Annotated in this window: 12 protein-coding genes and 1 tRNA gene; 6 read left to right on the top strand and 7 right to left on the bottom strand. The window is 75.3% G+C overall.

Annotated features, from left to right (window positions below):
• Positions 1 to 37 precede the first annotated feature (37 nt).
• Both V2J63_RS11465 and V2J63_RS11460 read right to left on the bottom strand, forming a co-directional pair.
• On the bottom strand, positions 38 to 2,137 hold the full coding sequence (locus V2J63_RS11465) for a M3 family metallopeptidase (protein ID WP_331231176.1): 2,100 nt from the start codon (positions 2,135 to 2,137) through the stop codon (positions 38 to 40).
• Positions 2,127 to 3,218, bottom strand: a complete 1,092-nt coding sequence (locus V2J63_RS11460) for a bifunctional GNAT family N-acetyltransferase/nucleoside triphosphate pyrophosphohydrolase family protein (protein WP_331231175.1) — start codon at positions 3,216 to 3,218, stop codon at positions 2,127 to 2,129. The genes V2J63_RS11465 and V2J63_RS11460 overlap by 11 nt, the downstream gene beginning before the upstream one ends.
• Positions 3,219 to 3,277: 59 nt before the next feature.
• On the opposite strand from V2J63_RS11460, the gene V2J63_RS11455 reads away from it, so the two are divergent.
• The 3 genes from V2J63_RS11455 to V2J63_RS11445 are packed head-to-tail and all read left to right on the top strand — an operon-like array spanning position 3,278 to position 6,939.
• Positions 3,278 to 4,138, top strand: a complete 861-nt coding sequence (locus V2J63_RS11455; RefSeq protein WP_331231174.1) for an SDR family oxidoreductase — start codon at positions 3,278 to 3,280, stop codon at positions 4,136 to 4,138.
• A gap of 2 nt (positions 4,139 to 4,140) precedes the next feature.
• Positions 4,141 to 5,313: a PQQ-dependent sugar dehydrogenase gene (locus V2J63_RS11450; RefSeq protein WP_331231173.1), complete on the top strand. Its 1,173-nt coding sequence runs from the start codon at positions 4,141 to 4,143 to the stop codon at positions 5,311 to 5,313.
• A gap of 48 nt (positions 5,314 to 5,361) precedes the next feature.
• Positions 5,362 to 6,939 (top strand): cation:proton antiporter, encoded by a 1,578-nt coding sequence (locus V2J63_RS11445; protein ID WP_331231172.1) that lies wholly within the window; start codon positions 5,362 to 5,364, stop codon positions 6,937 to 6,939.
• Positions 6,940 to 7,135: 196 nt separating this feature from the next.
• On the opposite strand, the gene V2J63_RS11440 is transcribed toward V2J63_RS11445, so the two are convergent.
• A tRNA-Leu gene (locus V2J63_RS11440) sits at positions 7,136 to 7,220 on the bottom strand.
• A gap of 108 nt (positions 7,221 to 7,328) precedes the next feature.
• The gene (locus V2J63_RS11435) at positions 7,329 to 8,231 is read right to left on the bottom strand and encodes a D-hexose-6-phosphate mutarotase (RefSeq protein ID WP_331231171.1); all 903 of its coding nucleotides are present in this window, start codon (positions 8,229 to 8,231) and stop codon (positions 7,329 to 7,331) included.
• A 67-nt stretch (positions 8,232 to 8,298) separates the two neighbouring features.
• On the opposite strand from V2J63_RS11435, the gene V2J63_RS11430 reads away from it, so the two are divergent.
• Positions 8,299 to 9,276: an aminoglycoside phosphotransferase family protein gene (locus V2J63_RS11430; RefSeq protein WP_331231170.1), complete on the top strand. Its 978-nt coding sequence runs from the start codon at positions 8,299 to 8,301 to the stop codon at positions 9,274 to 9,276.
• A 130-nt stretch (positions 9,277 to 9,406) separates the two neighbouring features.
• Positions 9,407 to 10,753, top strand: coding sequence for an AI-2E family transporter (locus V2J63_RS11425; protein WP_331231169.1), 1,347 nt, complete (start codon positions 9,407 to 9,409; stop codon positions 10,751 to 10,753).
• A 186-nt stretch (positions 10,754 to 10,939) separates the two neighbouring features.
• Here the strand turns inward: V2J63_RS11425 and V2J63_RS11420 are convergent, their stop codons facing one another.
• The gene (locus V2J63_RS11420; protein WP_331231168.1) at positions 10,940 to 14,284 is read right to left on the bottom strand and encodes an error-prone DNA polymerase; all 3,345 of its coding nucleotides are present in this window, start codon (positions 14,282 to 14,284) and stop codon (positions 10,940 to 10,942) included.
• 253 nt (positions 14,285 to 14,537) lie between these two features.
• On the opposite strand from V2J63_RS11420, the gene V2J63_RS11415 reads away from it, so the two are divergent.
• On the top strand, positions 14,538 to 16,766 hold the full coding sequence (locus V2J63_RS11415) for an LTA synthase family protein (RefSeq protein ID WP_331231167.1): 2,229 nt from the start codon (positions 14,538 to 14,540) through the stop codon (positions 16,764 to 16,766).
• Between the two features lie 112 nt (positions 16,767 to 16,878).
• Here the strand turns inward: V2J63_RS11415 and V2J63_RS11410 are convergent, their stop codons facing one another.
• The gene (locus tag V2J63_RS11410) at positions 16,879 to 18,465 is read right to left on the bottom strand and encodes a Y-family DNA polymerase (protein ID WP_331231166.1); all 1,587 of its coding nucleotides are present in this window, start codon (positions 18,463 to 18,465) and stop codon (positions 16,879 to 16,881) included.
• Between the two features lies 1 nt (position 18,466).
• A complete protein-coding gene (gene imuA', locus V2J63_RS11405; RefSeq protein WP_331231165.1) occupies positions 18,467 to 19,570 on the bottom strand; it encodes a DnaE2-dependent mutagenesis accessory factor ImuA' in 1,104 nt (367 codons plus the stop codon).
• Positions 19,571 to 19,917: the final 347 nt, after the last annotated feature.

Below are 19,917 nucleotides of genomic sequence, written 5' to 3'. Positions count from 1 at the left end.
AACGAGACTATCCAGCCCGCCGTGCCCGTCGGGACGCTCACGTCACGAGGCCGCGGCGGACGAGGAGCGGCTCGATGGCGGAGTCGCGCCCGCGCAGATCCCGGAAGAAGGACAGCGGGTCCGCCGTGTGGCCGCGCGCGAGGAGGGTGCGGCGGAACCGCTCGCCGGCCTCACGGTTGAGGCCGCCGTCGGCGTCGCGGGAGGCCTCGGTGGTGAACCACTCCACCGTGTCCGCGTCGAGGACCTCGCTCCAGATGTAGGAGTAGTAGCCCGCGTCGTAGCCGCCGCCGAACGTGTGGTTGAAGTACGTCGAGCGGTAGCGCGGCGGGACGAGCGGGAGGTCGAGCCCCGCGCGCTGCAGCGCGGCGGCCTCGTACGCCTCGACGCCCGCGGGGTCCTGCGGCAGGTCCTCGGGCCCGACCTGGTGCCACGCCTGGTCGAGGAGCGCCGCGCCGAGGTACTCGGCCGTGGCGAAGCCCTCGCCGTACTGGCTCGAGCCGAGCAGCGTCTCGCGCACGTCGGCGGACAGCGGCTCGCCGGTGGCGTGGTGGCGGGCGAAGTGCTCGAGGACGGTGGGGTCGAGCGCCCACATCTCGTTGACCTGCGAGGGGTACTCGACGAAGTCGCGCGGCACGTTCGTCCCGGACTGGGAGGGGTAGTGCACGTCCGAGAACAGCCCGTGCAGGGCGTGGCCGAACTCGTGGAAGGCGGTGATGACCTCGTCCCACGTCAGCAGCGTCGGCTCCTCCGCCGGGGGCCGGGTGATGTTGAGGTTGTTGAGGACGACCGGCGCGCGCCCGAGGAGGTGGGACTGGTCGACGAGGTTGTTCATCCACGCGCCGCCACGCTTGCCCTCGCGGGCGTAGTAGTCCCCGACGAAGAGCCCGAGGGGCGTGCCGTCGGACTCGTGGACCTCCCACACCCGCACGCCGTCGGCGTACCCGGCGAGGTCCTCGCGCTCGGCGAACGTGAGGCCGTAGAGCTGCGTCGCGGCGTAGAAGACGCCGTCGTGGATGACACGGTCGAGCTCGAGGTAGGGGCGCAGGACGGAGTCGTCGAGGCTGAAGCGCTCCTGGCGGACCTTCTCGGCGAGGATCGACCAGTCCGACGCCGCGAGGGGCGCCTCGGGCTGGGCGGCCGCGAGCTCCTCGGCCTCGGCGCGGGCGTTGCGGGCCGCGGGCGGCGCGAGCTGGGCGAGCATGGCGTTGACGGCCTCCGTCGTGCCGGCGGTCGCGTCCTCGGCCACGTACGCCGCGTGGTGCGCGTAGCCGAGCAGCTGGGCCCGCTCGGCGCGCAGGCGGGCGATCTCGAGCAGCGTGGCGCGGGTGTCGGAGGCAGCGTCCACCCCGGTGCCGCGGGTGAGGGAGGCCGTGAGCAGCCGCTCGCGCAGGCCACGGTCGCTCGCCTGGGCGAGCAGCGCCTGCTGGCTGGGAAGCTGGAGGGTGATGAGGTAGCCGTCGCGGCCGCGGTCGGCGGCGCTCTGGGCGAGGGCGGCGACGGTGCCCTCGTCGAGGCCGGCGAGCTCAGCCCGGTCCGTCACGTGGACGGCGCCGGCGTCCATGCCGGCGACGACGCGCTGGGAGAACTCGGTCTCGAGCGTCGTCAGGCGGGCGTTGAACGCGCGCAGACGCTCCTGCTCCGCGTCGCCGAGCCGCACGCCGGCACGGACGAAGTCCTTCGTGTACGTGCGCAGCAGCCACGCCGTCTCCTCGTCGACGTCGGCGTCGGTGAGCGCCTCGAGGCGGGCGAAGATGCGACGGTCGAGGTAGAGCGCGTCGCGGTGGGCGGCGAGGCGGGGCGCGAGCTCGGCCTCGAGCGCGCGGAGCTCGTCGTCCCCGCACGAGCTGACGAGCGTGAAGAAGACCGTCAGCACCCGGCCGAGGAGGTCGCCCGAGCGCTCGAGCGCCTCGAGGGTGTTGACGACGTCGGCGGGCGCCGGGTCCGTCGCGATCGCCTCCCACTCGGCGCGCTGGGCGGTCATCCCCGCCTCGGCGGCGGGCCGGACGTGCTCCGTGCGGATCGCCCCGAAGTCGGGGAGCGCGAAGGGGAGGGCGGATGGCGCGGCGAACGGGTTGGCCGGGTCGAGCTGGGGGGCCGGCGTCGTGGGCGCGGGCGTGGCGGCGTCGTCAGTAGGCATGGTCCCCATTGTGCCGCGCGAGCACCCCGGCGATGTCGGGCGGGGTGTAGCGCGGGCCCTTGAGCACCTTGCCGTCGCCGCGGAGGACCGGGCGGCCGTCCGCACCCACCTTGGACAGGTTGGAGGCGTGGATCTCGGCCAGGACCGCGGGCAGGGGGATCCCGCACTCCTGGGCCATGCCGTAGACGACGTAGACGAGGTCGCCGAGGGCGTCCGCCGTCGCGACCGTGTCGCGGGTGCCGTCGTCGGCCGCGACCGCGCGCGTGAAGGCCGACTCGATCTCACGGGCCGCGGCCGGGCCGTAGACGGCCGCGACGAGCTCGGCGAGCTCCTCGACGACGAGCGCCATGCGCAGGTGGACGCGCTCACGGTCGACGCGCGCCGCGTCCGTGGCGACCGGCACGTCGTACGTGCGGTGGAACTCCGCGACGAGGACGTCCGGGTCGACGAAGCCCGCCGGGCGGCGCCGGGCGTCAGCGGCTCCGGCAGGGTCGGCCCTGGCCACGTCAGGCCCGTCCCACGGCAGCGCGGGGCGGCGGTCGTCGGTGCGCAGGAGCGTGCCGATCCACTCGTCGACCCGCCGGCCCCGCTGGAGCCCGAGCCCGCGCACCGTCCCCTCCCGCCGGAAGCCGTGCCGCCAGACCACGCGCCACGACGGCCAGTTCCCGACGAAGGCGCGCCACTGGACGCGCTCGAGACCGAGCCGGTCGAAGCCGGCGTCGAGGGCGAGGCCGACGGCGCGGTGCATGACGCCGCGCCCGCGTGCCTCCGGCCCGAGCCAGTAGCCGATGTCGGCGCTGCCGTCGCCGACGCCGTCGAGCCCGACCATGCCGACGAGCCGCCACCCGCCGTCGTCCTCCGCCACCCGGACGGCCCACGTGGGGGACCCGCGCTCCCACGACGCGGGGACGGCCGCGCAGACGAACTGCTCGCCGTGGGCGCGCGCGTAGGGCGCCGGCACGGTCGTCCAGCGCGCGACGTCCTCGTCCTGGCACAGCTCGGTGACGCGGTCGACGTCGTCGGCGGTGGGCGCGGAGAGGAGGATTCCGCCGTCGGGCGAGCGGAGCGCGAACGGTTCCATGCGCCGGGAGGTTACCGCCACCAGATGCGTGCGGGCAGGTGCTCGCCCACCCTGGAGGCATGAACCCGGATACAGAGTCCATCAAGAACCTGCCCGAGCAGTCCCAGCAGTGGCCGGGCCGTACCGACGACCTCACGCCCGTCCCCGACCACGGCGAGACGAGCTACACCGGCCGCGGGCGCCTCGAGGGCAAGCGCGCGCTCATCACCGGCGGTGACTCCGGGATCGGCCGCGCGACGGCGATCGCCTTCGCCAAGGAGGGCGCCGACGTCGCCATCGCCTACCTGCCGGAGGAGCAGGAGGATGCCGAGGAGACGAAGCGCCAGGTCGAGGCCGCCGGACGGCGCTGCGTCCTCGCCCCGACCGACCAGCGCACCGAGGAGGCCAACGTCGAGCTCGCCCGGCAGGCGGTCGAGGGGCTCGGCGGGGTGGACGTCCTCGTCAACAACGCCGGCTACCAGATGGCGCAGGACTCGCTCGCGGACATCTCCGACGAGCAGCTGCGCCGCACGTACGAGACGAACATCTTCTCCATGTTCTACCTGACCAAGGCGCTGCTGCCGCACCTGAAGGAGGGCGCGAGCGTCATCAACTGCGCGTCGATCCAGGCGTTCCAGCCCTCGGAGACGCTCCTCGACTACGCGTCGACGAAGGCCGCCATCAACAACTTCACCGTCAACCTCGCCGCGGACCTCGGCCCCAAGGGCATCCGCGTCAACGCGGTCGCCCCGGGCCCGATCTGGACGCCGCTGCAGCCGTCGACCAAGCCGAGCGTCGCCGACTTTGGGATGAACGCCCCGCTCGGGCGGCCCGGGCAGCCGATCGAGGTGGCGACGGCGTTCGTCTACCTCGCGAGCGACGAGGCCAGCTACGTCTCGGGCACCGTGCTCGGCGTCACCGGCGGCAAGCCGGTCTTCTGACGATGCGCGCGGCCGGGGTGGCCGGGGTGGTGGGCCTCGCGCTCACCCTGGCCGCGTGCGCGGGACCCGAGCCCCACGACGGCGCATCTGCCTCGCCGTCGGGGCCGCCCGCCTCGACCGGCCCGGCGACGGGCGCACCGGTCACGCCGTCGGACGCGGCGCCGTCGGACACCGGCACGGCGAGCCCGGTCGCGCCCCGACCGCCGGAGGTCGTGGCGAGCGGGCTCGAGGTCCCGTGGGGCCTGGCCTTCCTCCCCGACGGGTCGGCGCTCGTCACCCTGCGGGACTCCGCCGAGGTCGTCCGGGTCCGGCGGGGCGAGGACCCGGCCGTGGTCGGCACCGTCCCCGGTGTCGTCGCCGGCAACGAGGCCGGGCTGCTCGGGATCGCGGTCTCCCCCGACGCCGGGACGGACGACGACGTCGCCGTCTTCGTCTACCTCACCGCCGCGCAGGACAACCGCGTCCTGCGGATGACGCTCTCCGGGGACACGCTCACGCCCGACGAGGTGGTGCTCGCGGGGATCCCCCGCGAGAGCTATCACGACGGCGGGCGCATCGCCTTCGGCCCCGACGGCCACCTCTACGTCGCCACCGGCGACGCCGGGATCCCCGGCGCCGCCCAGGACCCGGGTTCCCTCGCGGGCAAGATCCTGCGGATGACCGCCGACGGCGAGCCGGCGCCCGGCAACCCCACCGACGGCTCCCTCGTGCTCTCGCTCGGGCACCGCAACGTCCAGGGCCTCGGCTGGGACCCGGCAGGGCGGCTGTTCGCCAGCGAGTTCGGGCAGAACACGTGGGACGAGCTCAACCTCATCACCCCCGGCGGCAACTACGGGTGGCCGGTGGTCGAGGGCATCGGCGGGGGCGGGGACTTCGTCGAGCCGCTCGCCCAGTGGGACCCGGCCGACGCCTCGCCGAGCGGCCTCGCCGTCACCGACGACGCCGTCTACCTCGCCGCCCTGCGCGGGGAGTCGCTGTGGCGGGTCCCGCTGCTCCCCGACGGTGCGACGGGGGAGCCCGAGCGGCTCCTCGAGGGTGAGTACGGGCGGCTGCGGACCGTCGCGGTGGGCCCGGACGGCGACCTGTGGGTGCTGACGAGCAACACCTTCCGCGGGCAGCCGCGCGACGGGGACGACAAGGTCATCGTCCTCGACGAGGACTGGCTGACCGGCTGACCGGCTGGCTGACCGGCCGAGGGGCGCACCGTCCATATGCTCTGACCCGTGGACCTTCTCGTGCTGGTCATCGTGCTCATGCTCGGCTCCATCCTCCTCGTCGGCATCGGGGAGAAGGTGCGGCTGCCGTGGCCGGCGCTCATGGTCCTCATGGCGACGCTCGTCGGGCTCGTCCCGGCCTGGCGCGAGGTCAGCGTCGACCCGCACCTCATCCTCCCGCTCTTCCTGCCGCCGCTGCTCTACGCCACGGCCCAGCGCACGTCCTGGGCGTTGCTCAGGGGGCGGTGGCGCGCCGTCGTCGGGCTGGCGTTCCTCCTCACGGCGGTGACGATCTCCGCCGTCGCCGGCACGGTGGCCGCGGTGGTCCCCGGCGTCACGCTCGCGGCCGCGATCGCCATCGGTGCGGCCGTCGCCCCGCCGGACCCCGTCGCGGTCGAGGCGATCGCCGGGCCGGTCGGCATCCCGCGGCGGCTCACGACGACCCTGCAGAGCGAGGGGCTGTTCAACGACGCCGTCGCGATCGTCGTCTTCACGGCCGCCATCGCCTCGACGCAGTCGGGCCGTCCCTTCGGGATCGACGTGCTGGGCGAGTTCGCCGTCGGGCTCGTCCTGGCGGTCGCCCTCGGCCTCGCGGCGGCCCTCGCCGCGGGCTGGCTCGCCGACCGGGTCGCCGACGTGGCCGGACGGAACGCGATCACGCTCGTCCTGCCGTTCGCCGTCTACATCGCCGCCGAGCAGCTCCACGCCTCCGGCGTCGTGGCGGTCGTCGTCGCGGCCGTCCAGACGGCGAGCACGCGCGGGAGCGACGCGGTCGAGGACCGGCTCGCGGGGCGGGCCTTCTGGGACGTCATCGAGCTGCTCGTCACCGGCGTCGCCTTCGGCCTCGTCGGCGTGGAGGTCTACCAGGTCGTCGCCGGGGCGGGGGCGGACCTCGGCCGCATGGTGGGGCACGCGGCCCTCGTCTGCGGCGTCGTCGTCGGCGTGCGGGCACTTTGGCTTTTCCTTCTCCTCGCCCTCAACCGGCGCACGAAGGACCCCTGGGTGGCCCCACGGACGTGGCAGGAGTCGCTCATCCTCACGTGGGGCGGCATGCGGGGCCTGGCGACGCTCGCGCTCGCGCTCGCGATCCCCGCCGTCGCCACGGACGGGCAGCCGCTCGCAGCCCGCTCGGAGCTCCTCGTCATCGCCGCCGCCGTCGTCCTCGTCACGCTCGTCGCGCCCGCGCTCACGCTGCCGACCCTCGTCAAGGTCCTGGGCGTGAGCGGCGCGCACGAGGCGGAGCAGCGAGCGGAACGCGAGCTGGTCGCCCGGGCGCGGCAGGCGGCCGTCGCCCACGTCCGCGAGCGGACCCGTTCCGCCGACCTCCCCCCGGAGGTCATGGAGCGGCTCGAGCAGCTCCTCGGCCGCCTCGACGAGGCGGTGGCGGGCGAGCTCCCGGCTGAGTACGCCGAGCGCGTCCGGGCGTTCCGCCGGCACCGGGCCATCGCGGCGGAGCTCCAGGGCGATGCCTTCCGGGCGGCCCGGGACGAGGTCCTGCGTGCTCGCAACGAGCCGGGGATCGACCCCGAGGTCGCGGACCGGGTCCTCCGCGAGCTCGACCTGCGCAGCCGCCGCCGACCGGCGTGACCGCGGACGGACGGTCGGCCCCGTCGGCGCGGGCGTCCCGCTGCCCCCGGCGCACGAGGCCGGCGGCCCGGCGCACGAGGCCGGCAGCGCCGTCGACGGGTATCCCGCGGCGCGAGATACCCGCCGGCGCCGCCGCAGCACGCGAAAGGCCCCTGACCGGCGGGTCAGGGGCCTTTCGTGTCGCTGTCTCAACGAGTGTCCGAGGGGGGACTTGAACCCCCACGCCCTATACGGGCACTAGCACCTCAAGCTAGCGCGTCTGCCATTTCCGCCACTCGGACGAGTGGCCGCCAGGACCCTTTCGGGCCTCGCGACGACCGCAAAGATAGCACGGGTGCCGGGGCGTTCTCGAACCCGCTCAAGGGGTGCGGGGACGCTCTCGGACCCGCTCAGCGGGCGCCGTCGAGGTCCTCGACGCTGAGCTCGACGGTCATCGTGTGGCTCTCGCCGGGAGCGAGCTCGACCGCGTCATCCCACACATTCCCAGTCTCCGCGCAGATCATGGCGGGCCACTCGTCGTCGCCGAAGTCCGCCATGGCGGCCGCGTTCGCGGCGCCCGGGTTCCACACGATGGTCGACCGCGAGCGCCGCTTCGTGTTGCGGATCACACGGCCGTGGCCGGGGTCGGTGAGGACGAGGTCCGACTCGGAGCCGGGGTAGACCCGGTCGGCGAACCCCTCGAGCCGGACGGGCGCCTCCTCCCGCCGGGTCTCCCCCTCGACGGTGTCGACGTACTCGGCGCCCTCGAGGCCCCCCAGGGTGGCCTCGGCGAGGTCGCTCACGGCGAAGTACGTGTGCAGCGCCTCCTCGAACGTGAACGGCTCACCGCCGGTGTTGCGGACCTCGAGGGCGAGGCTGAGCACCTGGCCCACGCTCACGCGGTACGTCGCCTCGAACGGGTGCGCCCACGCCGAGGCGCGCGTCGCCTCGTCGTCCGTGAGCCGGAGGACGACGGTGACGGCGTCCCCCTCCTCCGTCACCGCGACGAGGCTCCACGGCAGCGTCCGGGCGAACCCGTGCTGAGGCGTGCGGTCCTTGTCCCTGCCCTTGCCGAACCACGGGAAGCAGATCGGCACGCCGCCACGGACCGGGACGCCCGGCTCGAAGGCGGCCTCGGTGCTCGTGAACAGCACGGGCTGCGCCCCGCGCGGCGCCCACGCGGTGACGTGGGCGCCCTGGAGGACGATCTCCGCGGTCGAGGCCGGCGTCTCGACGACGAGGCGGTCGAGCGCGCCGGGGACGAGCCGGACGCTGGGCGGAAGCTCAGCGGGGGGAAGGTCGGTCGTTGCCATGTGCCGAACGTAGCGGCATCACCCGCGGGCGGCCTGCGACCGACGGCCGGGCGCCTAGCCTGGAGCCGTGCCGAGCCGACGCCCCCCCGCCCTCACCGTCCCCGACGCCCTGCGTGACAACGTCACCGCGCTCGAGGGCGGGCCCGACTGGCTCGCCGGACTGCCGGACCGGGTGGCTCGCGCCCGCGAGCGCTGGCACCTGCGGCTGGCGGAGCCGTTCACGGCCGGCACGACGGCGTGGACGGCGCCCGGCACCGGGGCGCGCGGGGCCGACGTCGTCCTCAAGGTCCTCTTCCCCCACCAGGAGGCCCGGTGGGAGGGGGCCGCGCTCGTGCACTGGGTCGACGCCGGTGCCGTCGAGCTCCTCGACCACGACGCCGCCGACTGGGCGCTCCTCCTGCGCCGCCTGCGGCCAGGGCACGGCCTCGAGGATGACCACGAGCTCGCCGAGCTGGCCCCCACCCGCCGGGTCGCCGTCGGCGCCGAGCTCCTCGCCCGCCTCCACACGGCGGGCGTCCCTGCCGGCACCGGCATCCCGGCCCTCGCCGACGAGGCGCAGGGGTTGGCGGACCTCATCGAGACCCGCGCCGGTGAGCACGCAGGCTGGCTCGAGGCCGACCGTGGCCTGCTCGCCGAGGCCGCGGCGCTGTGGCGGGACCTGCCTGGATCGGCACCCGGCGTCACCGTCGTCCACGGTGACCTCAACCCCGGCAACGTCCTCGCTCACGACGACGCCCGCGGCCTGCGCCGCTGGGTGGCGATCGACCCGAAGCCGCTCGTGGGCGACGCCGCCTACGACCCGTGGCCGCTGCTCACCCAGGTCGGTGACCCGTTCCGGGAGGAGGACGCCGTCGGGGCGCTCCGGGGCCGCACCCGGCTCCTTGCCTCAACCGTCGGGCTCGAGCCGTCCCGCATCGCCGCGTGGGCCGCGGCGCGGACGGTCGAGGGCGCGCTGTGGCGGGCGGCGACGCACGGGCGCCCGCAGCGCACCCGGGTGCGGGCCGAGCTGGACCAGGCGCGGGCCTGGGCGCGCCTCATGGGCTGAGTGCTTCCCCCGTGCAGCAAGCCGGCCGGCTCTGCGGCGCGCCCCGGTGCTGCCGGGCCGGGAACGGACCGGTGGTGCAGACTGGCAGCGATCATTGACCGGTGGCGGCGCGAGGAGGACGAGGGCAGCGATGAGGCTCTTTGGCAGGGTGCGTCGTCGTGCGTCGTCGGACCAGGGGTCGGGAGGCTCGTCGGACGCCCTGCGCAGCGGTGCCGCCCCCCTGGTCACGCGCAAGGGCCCGGCCCGTCCGACCGCCTCTCCCCGCCCCCACTACGCGGGGCGGCTCTCGGTCCGCCGCCTGCCCGAGCGCACGATGCGCGCCGACCGCGACAACGACGGTGTCCCCCGCTGGGTGCGCAAGTACGGGCTCAGCGCGTGGTTCGTCATCGGCATGGTCATCGTCATCGCCATGGTCGTCTTCGCGACGTCACGCATCCAGGTCGTCTTCATCGCGGTCTTCCTCGCGGCGGTCGTGACGTCGGTGCTCTACCCGATCGTCTCCGGGCTCGCCCAGTACATGCCCAGACCCTTGGCCACGGCCATCACCCTGCTCGGCTCCTTCGGGATCGTGGCGGGGATCCTCACGTACGTCGTCACCTCGGTGACGGGCCAGTGGGAGGACCTGGCGAACCAGTTCGGGGACGGCATCGACACGATCCTCGACTTCCTCGAGTCGGGACCGTTGCCGATCCACTTCACCCAGGCCGAGATCATCGACTGGATCAACGGGCTCGTCGCCCAGGGGCAGGAGTACATCCAGGAGAACGCGGGCGACCTCGCCGGGCAGGTGCTGAGCAACGCCGGCGCCGTGGCGATCGCCTTCACGGTCCTGGCCCTCAGCCTCTTCGTCACGGTCTTCTTCCTCAGCAGCGGCGGCACGATGTGGCGCTGGTTCCTCAACCAGCTCCCGGCGCGCTCGCGCGGCAAGGTCGACGTCGCCGCCGGGGCCGGCTGGTACACGTTCTCCGGCTACGCGCGCGGGACGATGATCGTCGCGCTCGCCGACGGCGTGCTCGCGTTCGTCCTCCTCATCATCGTCGGGGTGCCCCTCGCGGCCCCGCTCGCCGTCCTCGTCTTCATCGGCGCGTTCATCCCGCTCATCGGCGCCCCGGCGGCCATGATCATCGCGGCGGTCGTCGCGCTGGCGGCCGAGGGCTTCGTCGCCGCGCTGGTCGTCACGATCGGCATCGCGCTCATCGGTCAGATCGAGGGGCACCTGCTCCAGCCGCTCGTCATGGGCCGGCAGGTCTCGCTCCACCCGGTCGTCGTCGCCCTGGGCGTGACGGCGGGGACGTTCCTCGCGGGCCTCCTCGGCGCCGTCGTCGCCATCCCGCTCCTCGCGGTCATCTGGGCCGTGTGGTCCTCCCTGCACGAGCCGGACCCGCCGATGGAGGACCCCGAGGAGCCTGGGGACACCCGCGAGGAGCCGACGGACGAGGCCGATACCGCCGAGGGCAAAGCCTCCGCGCGCGCCTGAGCCCAAGGCAGGGTGCCGCGCCGGCCTGAGCAGCCACAGGCAGGGTGCCGCGCCGGCCTGAGCAGCCACAGGCAGGGTGCCGCGCCGGCCTGAGCAGCCACGGGCAGGACGCCGCGCCCGCCTAGCCTCCGCCGGCGCTCTCGGCCGCGGCCCGCACGCCGTCGTCCATGCCTCGCGGGCGCGGCCTCAGCGGAAGTCGCGCGAGGTGGCCTGGACCCGCAGCGGCAGGTTCTCGAGGTGCTCGGCGACGAGGTTGGTGACGCCGTCGGCCCGCTCGAGGCTGCCGCGGACGATGAGCGCCGCGCTCGTGCGGGCGGGACGGCGGTACCTGCTCCACAGTCCCGGGCTGCACACGACGTTGAGCAGGCCGGTCTCGTCCTCGAGCGACAGGAAGGTCACTCCCCCGGCCGTGCCGGGGCGCTGGCGGTGGGTGATGACGCCGGCGACGCGCACGCGCACGCCCGGCTCGCACCGGGCGAGGTCTCCGATGGCGACCACCCCGGTGGCGTCCAGCTGCGGGCGCAGGAACTGGGTGGGGAAGCTGTCCGGGGAGACCCCGGTGGCCCACACGTCCGCGACCGCGACCTCGACGTCCTCCATCCCGGGCAGGACGGGTGCCTCGTACCCGACCGCGGTCCCGGCGAGCACCCCGTGCTCCCCGGCGAGGGTCCCGGCCGCCCAGAGGGCAGCGCGCCGCCCGAGGCCGAAGGAGTCGAGCGCCCCGGCCGTGGCCAGGGCCTCGAGCTGCGCCGCGGTGAGCCGTACCCGCCGGGCCAGGTCGGCGAGGTCGGCGAAGGGGCCGCCGCGCTCGCGCTCGGCGACGATCCGCTCGGCGGTCTTCTCCCCGAGCCCGCGCACGGGCGCGAGGCCCAGCCGGACGGCGAGGTCCGGGTGAGGGTGGACGAGGCGGCCGCCGTCGTGGCCGGCCGCCGGCGGCGTGCCCACCGAACCCGATGCGCCGGCAGACCCCGTCGCGTCGACGGACCCCGCTGCCGTCGACGCAGCGGCAGCGCCGGCCACCGGCTCGACGCTCGCCTGCGCCGCCGAGACCTGGACGTCCGCGCGCAGCACCTGCACGCCGTGCCGGCGCGCGTCGGCGACGAGGGACTGCGGGGAGTAGAAGCCCATGGGTTGGGCCGCGAGGAGGGCGGCGTAGAAGGCCTCGGGGTGGTGGACCTTGAGCCACGCGCTGGCGTAGACGAGGTAGGCGAAGGAGAACGCGTGGGACTCGGGGAAGCCGAAGTCGGCGAACGCCTTGAGCTTGTCGTAGATCTTCTCGGCGACGTCACCGGCGATCCCGTTGCCCGCCATGCCCGCGAGGAGCCGGGCGTGCAGGGCCTCCATCCGCTCGGTCGAGCGTTTGGAGCCCATGGCCTTGCGGAGCTGGTCCGCCTCAGCCGGGCTGAAGTCCGCGACGTCGATGGCGATCTGCATGAGCTGTTCCTGGAAGAGCGGCACGCCGAGGGTCTTGGACAGCGCCGGCTCGAGCAGCGGGTGGAGGTAGGTGACCTTCTCCCGCCCCCGGCGCCGGTTGATGTAGGGGTTGACCGAGTCGCCCTGGATGGGGCCGGGACGGATGAGGGCGACCTCGACGACGATGTCGTAGAACTCGCGGGGACGCAGGCGCGGCAGCGTCGCCATCTGGGCGCGGGACTCCACCTGGAACAGGCCGACGGTGTCCGCGGCGCAGAGGAGGTCGTAGACCGCTGGGTCCTCCTGCGGCAGGGAGTGTAGCCCCAGCTCGTCGGCCCCCGTGCGCCCCTGCGCCGCGTTGATCGTGTCGAAGGCGATGCGCAGGGCCGTGAGCATCCCCAACCCGAGGAGGTCGAACTTGACGAGGCCGGCGTCGGCGCAGTCGTCCTTGTCCCACTGCAGGACGGTGCGTCCCGGCATCGTCGCCCACTCCACCGGGCACACCTCGATGACGGGGCGGTCGCACAGCACCATGCCGCCGGAGTGGATGCCGAGGTGCCGCGGCAGGCGCAGCATCTGCTCGGCGACGTCGAGCACCACCTCGGGGATGCCGCTCACGTCGTCGGCGGGGGCCGGTGCCCGGCCGTCGCGGGTGCGCTGCTCCCCGGAGTCGCCGTCGTCGGCCGAGCGCAGGCTCCTCCACCGCTCGATGCTCTTGCTCCACGCGTCCTGCTGGCCGACGTCGTACCCGAGCGCGCGGGCGGCGTCACGCACGGCCGAGCGCGGCCGGTAGGAGATGACGTTGGCGACCTGCGCGGCGTGGGTGCGCCCGTAGCGGGAGTAGACGAACTGGATGACCTCCTCGCGCCGGCCGGACTCGATGTCGAGGTCGATGTCCGGAGGGCCGGAGCGCCCGGGTGAGAGGAAGCGCTCGAACAGGAGGCTGTGCTGGACCGCGTCGACGGCCGTGATGCCCAGCGCGAAGCACACGGCCGAGTTGGCCGCCGACCCGCGCCCCTGGCACAGGATGTGCTGGGCCCGGCAGAACTCGACGATCTCGTGGACGATGAGGAAGTAGCCGGGGAAGTTGAGGGCGACGATGACCTCGAGCTCGTGCTCGATCATCGCGTAGGCGCCGGGGACGCGCTCGGCCTCCGGCGGCCCGTAGCGCTCGCGCGCGCACCGGTAGGTGAGCTCACGCAGCCACGTGGCCTCGGTGTGCCCGGGCGGGACGGGGTGCGGGGGCAGGTTGGGCGCGACGAGCGCGAGGTCGAAGGTGCACTCGGCGGCGAGCTCCGCGGCCGTCGTCACGGCGGCCGGGTGACGGTGGTGCAGCCGGAGCATCTCCTCGGCCGAGCGCAGGTGGGCCGGGTAGGGCGGGAGCCAGCCGTCGATCTCCTCGAGGGTGGCGCGGGCGCGCGTCGCGGCGAGGACGTCGGCGAGCGGCTGGTCAGCTGGGCGCGCGACGTGGACCCCGCCGGTGGCCACGAGCGGGAGGCGTGCCTCGGCCGCGAGCGCCGCCAGGGCCGCGGCCTGGACGTCCTCCCCCGCCCGCCCCTGGCGGATGACCTCGACCGCGACGTTGTCCCGGCCGAACAGCGCGACGAGCGCGTCGAGCTCGGCGCGGGCACGGTCCCCGTCGCCGGCCGCGAGCGCCCGCGGCACCGCCCCCTTGCGGCAGCCGGTGAGGACGAGCCACTCGCCCTGCGCCTGGGCGGCGAGCTCCTCGAGGCGGTAGTCCGCGCGGCCCTTCTCTCCGGTGGCGAGGTGGGCGGTGGCAATGGCACGCGAGAGCCGGTGGTAGCCCTCGCTGCCGCGGGCGAGCACGACGAGGTGGGTGCCGTCCGGATCGAGGTGGCCGACCTCCCCCGCGCTCGACCGGCCCGCGGCGCGCCCGGTGCCGCCGAGGTTGAGCTCGGCGCCGATGACGGTGGGCAGCCCCAGGGCGCGAGCGGTCTCGGCGAAGCGAACGACGCCGTAGAGGCCGTCGTGGTCGGTGAGCGCCAGCGCCTCGAGCCCCAGCGCGTGCGCCTCGAGCGCGAGCTCCTCCGGCTGGCTCGCGCCGTCGAGGAAGCTGAAGGCCGAGTGCGCGTGCAGCTCGGCGTACCGCGGACCCATCACCCACCCCCTTCGTACGTGTGTTCGATGGTACGTCGGGGCGGTGACATCCGCGCCCCTCCCCTCCCCTGGCGCAGCCGCCCGCAGGCCGTCCGGCCGGGCCCGCCCCGTCGGTTCGCCGCGAAGGCCGCGGAGGCCGCGAAGGCCGCGAAGGCCGCGAAGGCCGCGAAGGCCGCGAAGGATGATCGGATAGACTTGCTCGCCGCTGCGGCCACGGCCGCCCGCAGCAACCTCGACCCTGAACGGCACACACATGCGCAAGACAGTGACGGCGGCGACGAGCACCCCGGGTTCGGAGCGCGCCGGCTCCACGCCCGACGCTCCCGCGGCCGACCGCGCTGCCCGCGGCCCGGCCACCGACGTCGCGCCCACGGCCACGGCGCCCACGGATGCCGCACCCCCCGACGTGGCGCACACGGACGCGGACGCCACGACGTCCAGCACCACGGTCACCGACGTGCCCGCCCGCGACGCCGACGCCCCCGTCACCACTGCGGGGGCCACCGGCACCGCGAGCGCCGGCGCCACCGCGGAAGCCCGCACCGAGGGCACCGCCGACCCCGCGCCTGAGACCGCTGCGCCCACCGCCGGTGCGTCCGGCCCCGGCAACCCGTCGCTGCGCGCCCTGCGGTACGCCTTCCGTCACGTCGTCCTGCCGCTCGCCCTCACGGTGGTGCTCGCCGTCGTCCTCGCGCGCGGCATCGAGATGGTCCACGTCCAGACCGAGCCGTGGATGGAGCCGGACGAGCGCTGGGCCACCCTGCCGCCCCGCCTGTTCCTCATCGGCGCGTTCGTCGTCTGGCCCTTCGTGGCCCTCCTCCTGGCGGTGACCGGCTCGCTGTGGGCCACGGCCCTGCTCAGCCTCGCCGCCGGCGCCCTCATCGCCCTGTCCGACCACCAGAAGATGGCCGAGCGCGGTGAGCCGCTCTTCCCCTCGGACATCGAGTACCTCTCCCACCCCGGGCTCCTGCTCGCCACCGCCGGCATCAGCCCCGCCGTGGCGACCGGGGCGGTCCTCCTCCTCGTCGCCGCCCTCGCGCTCATCGCGGTGCTGTCGTGGCGGCGCCGGCACCGCCGCTCGCGGACCGAGCGCTGGGTGCGGTGGGGCGCGCGCGCCGTCTTCGCCGTCGCGGGGGTGGTCGGGATCGCCGTCGTCGGGGACTTCCACGAGCCGGGCAACCCGGTGCAGGAGGCCTACGACGAGATCCCCGTGACGTGGGCGCAGTGGAACCAGGTGCAGAACTACGCCCAGAACGGGTTCATCGCGGGCGCCCTCTACAACCTGCCCGGCGAGGCCATGGAGCGCCCGGAGGGGTACGGCGCAGAGCGGATGGCCGAGGTCGTCGCCACGTACTCCCAGGCCGCCGCCGAGGCCAACGCCACCCGGACCGCCGGCGCGCTCGAGGACACGAACGTCGTCGTCGTCCTCGGGGAGACCTTCACCGACCCCACCCGGCTCGCCGGCGTCGAGGTCGCCGAGGACCCCATCCCCTTCACGCGCTCGCTCATGGGCACCACCCCCTCCGGGACGATGCTCAGCTCGGGCTTCGGTGGTGGCACCGCCAACGTCGAGTTCGAGGTCCTCACCGGCATGGCCCTGGCGAACTTCCAGCCGCAGATGCACGCGCCGTACCCGATGCTCGTCCCCCACTACGACGCCTTCCCCACGCTCGTCGACCGGCTGGGCGCAGGGAAGTCCACCTTGGCGATCCACCCCTACGCACCGAGCTTCTACCGGCGCGACGTCGTCTACCCCATCCTCGGGTTCGAGCGGCAGACGTTCTGGGACACCATCGGCCACCGGGACAAGATCGAGAACGACACGCACATCTCGGACGCGGCCACGTACGCCGAGGTGGTCGACGAGCTGCGGGCCGCGGACGCCCCGCTCATCGTCAACGTCGTGACGATGCAGAACCACAGCCCCTACGCCGGCAACTTCTCCGACCCCATCGGCGTGAGCGGGGACGTCGGCTCCGGTGGCGCCGAGCAGGTGGGTCAGTACCTGCGCGGGCTCCGGCACAGTGACGACGCGATGGCTCAGCTCGTCTCCGACCTGGAGGCGTTGGACGAGCGGACGATCGTGCTGTTCTACGGCGACCACCTGCCGGCGATGTGGCCCGCCGCGGTACAGGACGCCAACACCCCCCAGGCGCTCCACGAGACCCCGTGGTTCGTGTGGGCGAACTTCGGCACGACGGACGTCGAGGCCCCTCCCGTGCTCGGCCCGAACCACCTCGTGGGCCAGCTGCTCGACGCCGCCGACGCCCCGCTCACCCCGTTCGACGCGCTCCTCGCGGAGCTGTCGCGCGAGGTGGCGGCGGACGAGGCGGGGACCATGCTCGACGCCCGGGGGCGCCCGACGACCGAGGCCGAGCTGTCCCCTCGCGCCCAGGAGCTCCTCGCTGACTACCGGCTCGTGCAGTACGACATGTCGGTGGGCCAGCGGCACAGCCTCGAGGCGATGACGACGGTCCCCTGAGCGCGCCGCGAGGGTGGCGTGAGCGTGCACGGGCACGGGCACCGATCGTCGGCGCCGGGCGGACGCGGCACCGGGCGCCGGTGACGCGCCTCGCGGGGCCGGCCCGACGCCGTCAGTCGTAGACACCCTCGACCCACCACGTGCCGTCGGCCAGGGCGAGGAGGAGGGCGGGCGCTCCCGCCACGCTCACCTGCAGCCAGGCCCGTCGCCTCCGGTCGGGCGACCACCACCGCTCGGCGACCGGCCACGGGCCGTCCCACCCCACGACCTCCCGCTCCCCCACGCGGGCCGGCGGCACGCTGAGCCTTCCCCGGGCGTCGACGCGCACCTCCCGGCCCGCGGCGTCGAGGACGACGACGGCGCACGGCTCGGCGGGGACCGTCGCCGGCGCGGGGGCGGGGATCTGACCGGGCCACGGGGCGTCGGGGCGGCGCAGCGGGGCGGCGTCGTCCCCCCACGCGACGAGCCGGACGCGGGACCGCGGGTCGCGCCCTCCCTGGAGGACGGGGACGAGCACGCCCTCCGCCCCGAGCAGGCCCTGCACGCGCAGCACCGCCCGTTCCGCCTGGACCTCGCCGCGCCCACGGCGCCCCCACAGCCCGTCGCTCACCGTGCCGGCCGGGCTGACCTCCTGGGCGGCGAGCTCGAGCCGGACGAGGGGCGCGCTCGGCGGGCGGGCACTGCGCCCGCTCAGCCACCCCTCGAGCTGCCAGCGCACCCGGTCGGTGAGCTCGACGGCGCTCGGGGCGCCGTCGAGCCGCCACGTCCGCACGAGCTCGCTGCCGTCCTCCGTGCGGGCGAGCACGCACAGCCGCCCGCACACCGCCCCGCGGCGCTGGAGGCGCTCGGCCAGCTCCTCCGCCAGCGCGCGCGCCGCGAAGGCGGCGACGTCGGCCCGCGCGGCCGGCGGGTCGAGGTCGGTGCGCACGACGACGTCCTGCTCGGGCCGGCGCACCACGGGGGGACGCAGGTCGCCCCCGCGGGCGAGCCGGTGGGCGAGGATCCCCAGGGTGCCGAAGCGGGCCGCGACGTCGCCGGCGGGCAGGGACGCGAGGGAGCCGAGCGAGCGCAGCCCGAGGCGCCGCAGGAGGTCGGTGAGGTCCGCCAGCTCCTCGCGCAGGCGGCGGGTCCCGGCCACGTAGTCGAGGACCCGCACGTCGTGGGGAGCGAGGAACGCGGCGGCGGCCTCGGCGCCCGGCGGGACGAGGACCGCGGCGCGGGCGGCGAGCACGGCGGTGAGGAGCCCGTCACCGATGCCCACCTGGCACTCTGCACCGCTGTCCTGGGCGACCGTCCCGACGAGCAGCTCGGCGAGCGCCTCCTCCGAGCCCACGTGCCGGCTCGGTCCGCGCGCGGCCATGAGGAGGACGCCGGGGCGTGCCACCTCCACCCCGGCCACGACCTCTTCCACGGCCTGGACCACCGGCTCGAAGGCGCGCGCGTCCCGCGCGTCGTCGACGGCGAGGAGCACGAGCTCGGGGCACGCGCCCTGGGCGCTGCGCCGCCGCATGCCGCGCCGGACCCCCTGGGCGCGCGCCTGGGCGGAGGCGACGACGACGCCGCGGCCGTCGTGGACGGCCACCGGCTCGTGGGCTCCGACCAGGCCCTCGGCCACGGCCGCGGCGACGGGCCAGTCCGGGACCCACAGCGCGACGCGGCGCAGGGTGCCGGGCAGCTCGAGGACGTCGGGCAGCACCACCTCACACCGCCCGGAGCTCGGGCACGAGGTCGGCACTCCCGCGGACCGCCCCGACCGGGCGCAGGCCCCCCACGGGCACGGACTCGAGGCCCCCGGCGCTCACGAGACCCCCGGCTGGCACGGCCTCGAGGCCGCCCACGCCGACGCTCACCCTCACCTGCCCGCCGCGGCCTCCTGCCCCCCGGCCGCGGACCCGGACCGCCACCTCCCGGCGACGTGGGGTCCCGAGCGCCACCTCGACACCACCCGCACCGGGGGCGGCGTGCCCGCCGCCCAGGACAGACCGGTCCCCCGCGCCCGGCAGGCGTCCCGCCTCGAGCACGTGCTCGGCCTCGAGGACGAGGTCGCTCCCCGGCCAGGGCCGGGTGCTGAGCAGGACGGCCTCGCGGGTACGCAGCCGTGAGACGAGGAGCCGGCGGTCCCGGTCGGTCAGCGCCCGGCAGTCGCCGACGACGAGGATGTCGAACCCGTCGACGAGCGCGCCGAGGACCGCCGGGGCGTCGGGCCCCGGGCGGGGCACCATGACGACGCGCTCGAGGGCGAGCCCGGCCTCGGCGGCCGCCTGCAGCCCGACGTCGGGCATGGCCGCGAGTGCGCTCCAGGCACCGTCCTGCGCCGCGGCGGCGGCGAGGGCCAGGAGCAGCGACGTCGACCCGGCGACCTGCACCACGCTCCCGCGCCGCACGCCCCCGCCGGGGAAGAGCGGGAGGAGCGCGCGCGGGACCGGCAGGTGGTCCTCGCCGACCGACGACGGGTACCCCCCGGCGGCTGACGTGTCCCCAGCCGGCGACCGGTGCTCCTCCGACGCCGGGCCATCCACCGGTGACGAGCGGCGGTCGCGCACGGCGACCTCCCCGGCTCCCCTCCCCGTCGGCCCGTCCTGACCCGTGGGGCGCAGCGCCGTCGGACCGGTGAGCCTGGTCCGCATCCCCGCCGCCGTCTCTGCCCGCTGCAACGCCTGGCGCGCAGCCGCGATCCGCTCGTGCTGGTCCACGAGGCGTTGCGCGGGCCGGCTTCGAGCGCGCCGTCCGTCCGGGTCGGCCGCGTCCTCGGCGGCCTGTTCCACCTCGCGCTCGGGGGCACGGTACGGCGCCTCGACGCTCATGCTCCGCACCTCCTCCCCGGGCGACCGGATGATCAATATTCGAACGTACGTTCGACATCTCTCCAAGTGAACGACCGCGCCCCGCCGGTGTCAAACGGTCGGCGCGTCGGATGTGGACGACGCCCCGAGCATGTCGGTGGGCACCGACATCGACCCCGTCGCCCCTCCTCGCGCCACACCCCCGACCGGCCCGGCCAGCTCGCCGGACGGCCGCGCCGCCCCCGCGGGCTGCCTCGTCCGCGAGCGGCGCCGTGCGACTGCGGGCGACCGGTGCGTAGGTTGGACCCTGACGCCGACCGAGGCACGCGCGCACCCGCGCTCGTCCGCGGGCCCGCCGGCACCGCAGC

Source organism: Georgenia wangjunii, assembly GCF_036421975.1.
Classification (GTDB): Bacteria; Actinomycetota; Actinomycetes; order Actinomycetales; family Actinomycetaceae; genus Georgenia_A; species Georgenia_A wangjunii.
This window is presented reverse-complemented; position numbering and strand designations above follow the sequence as displayed.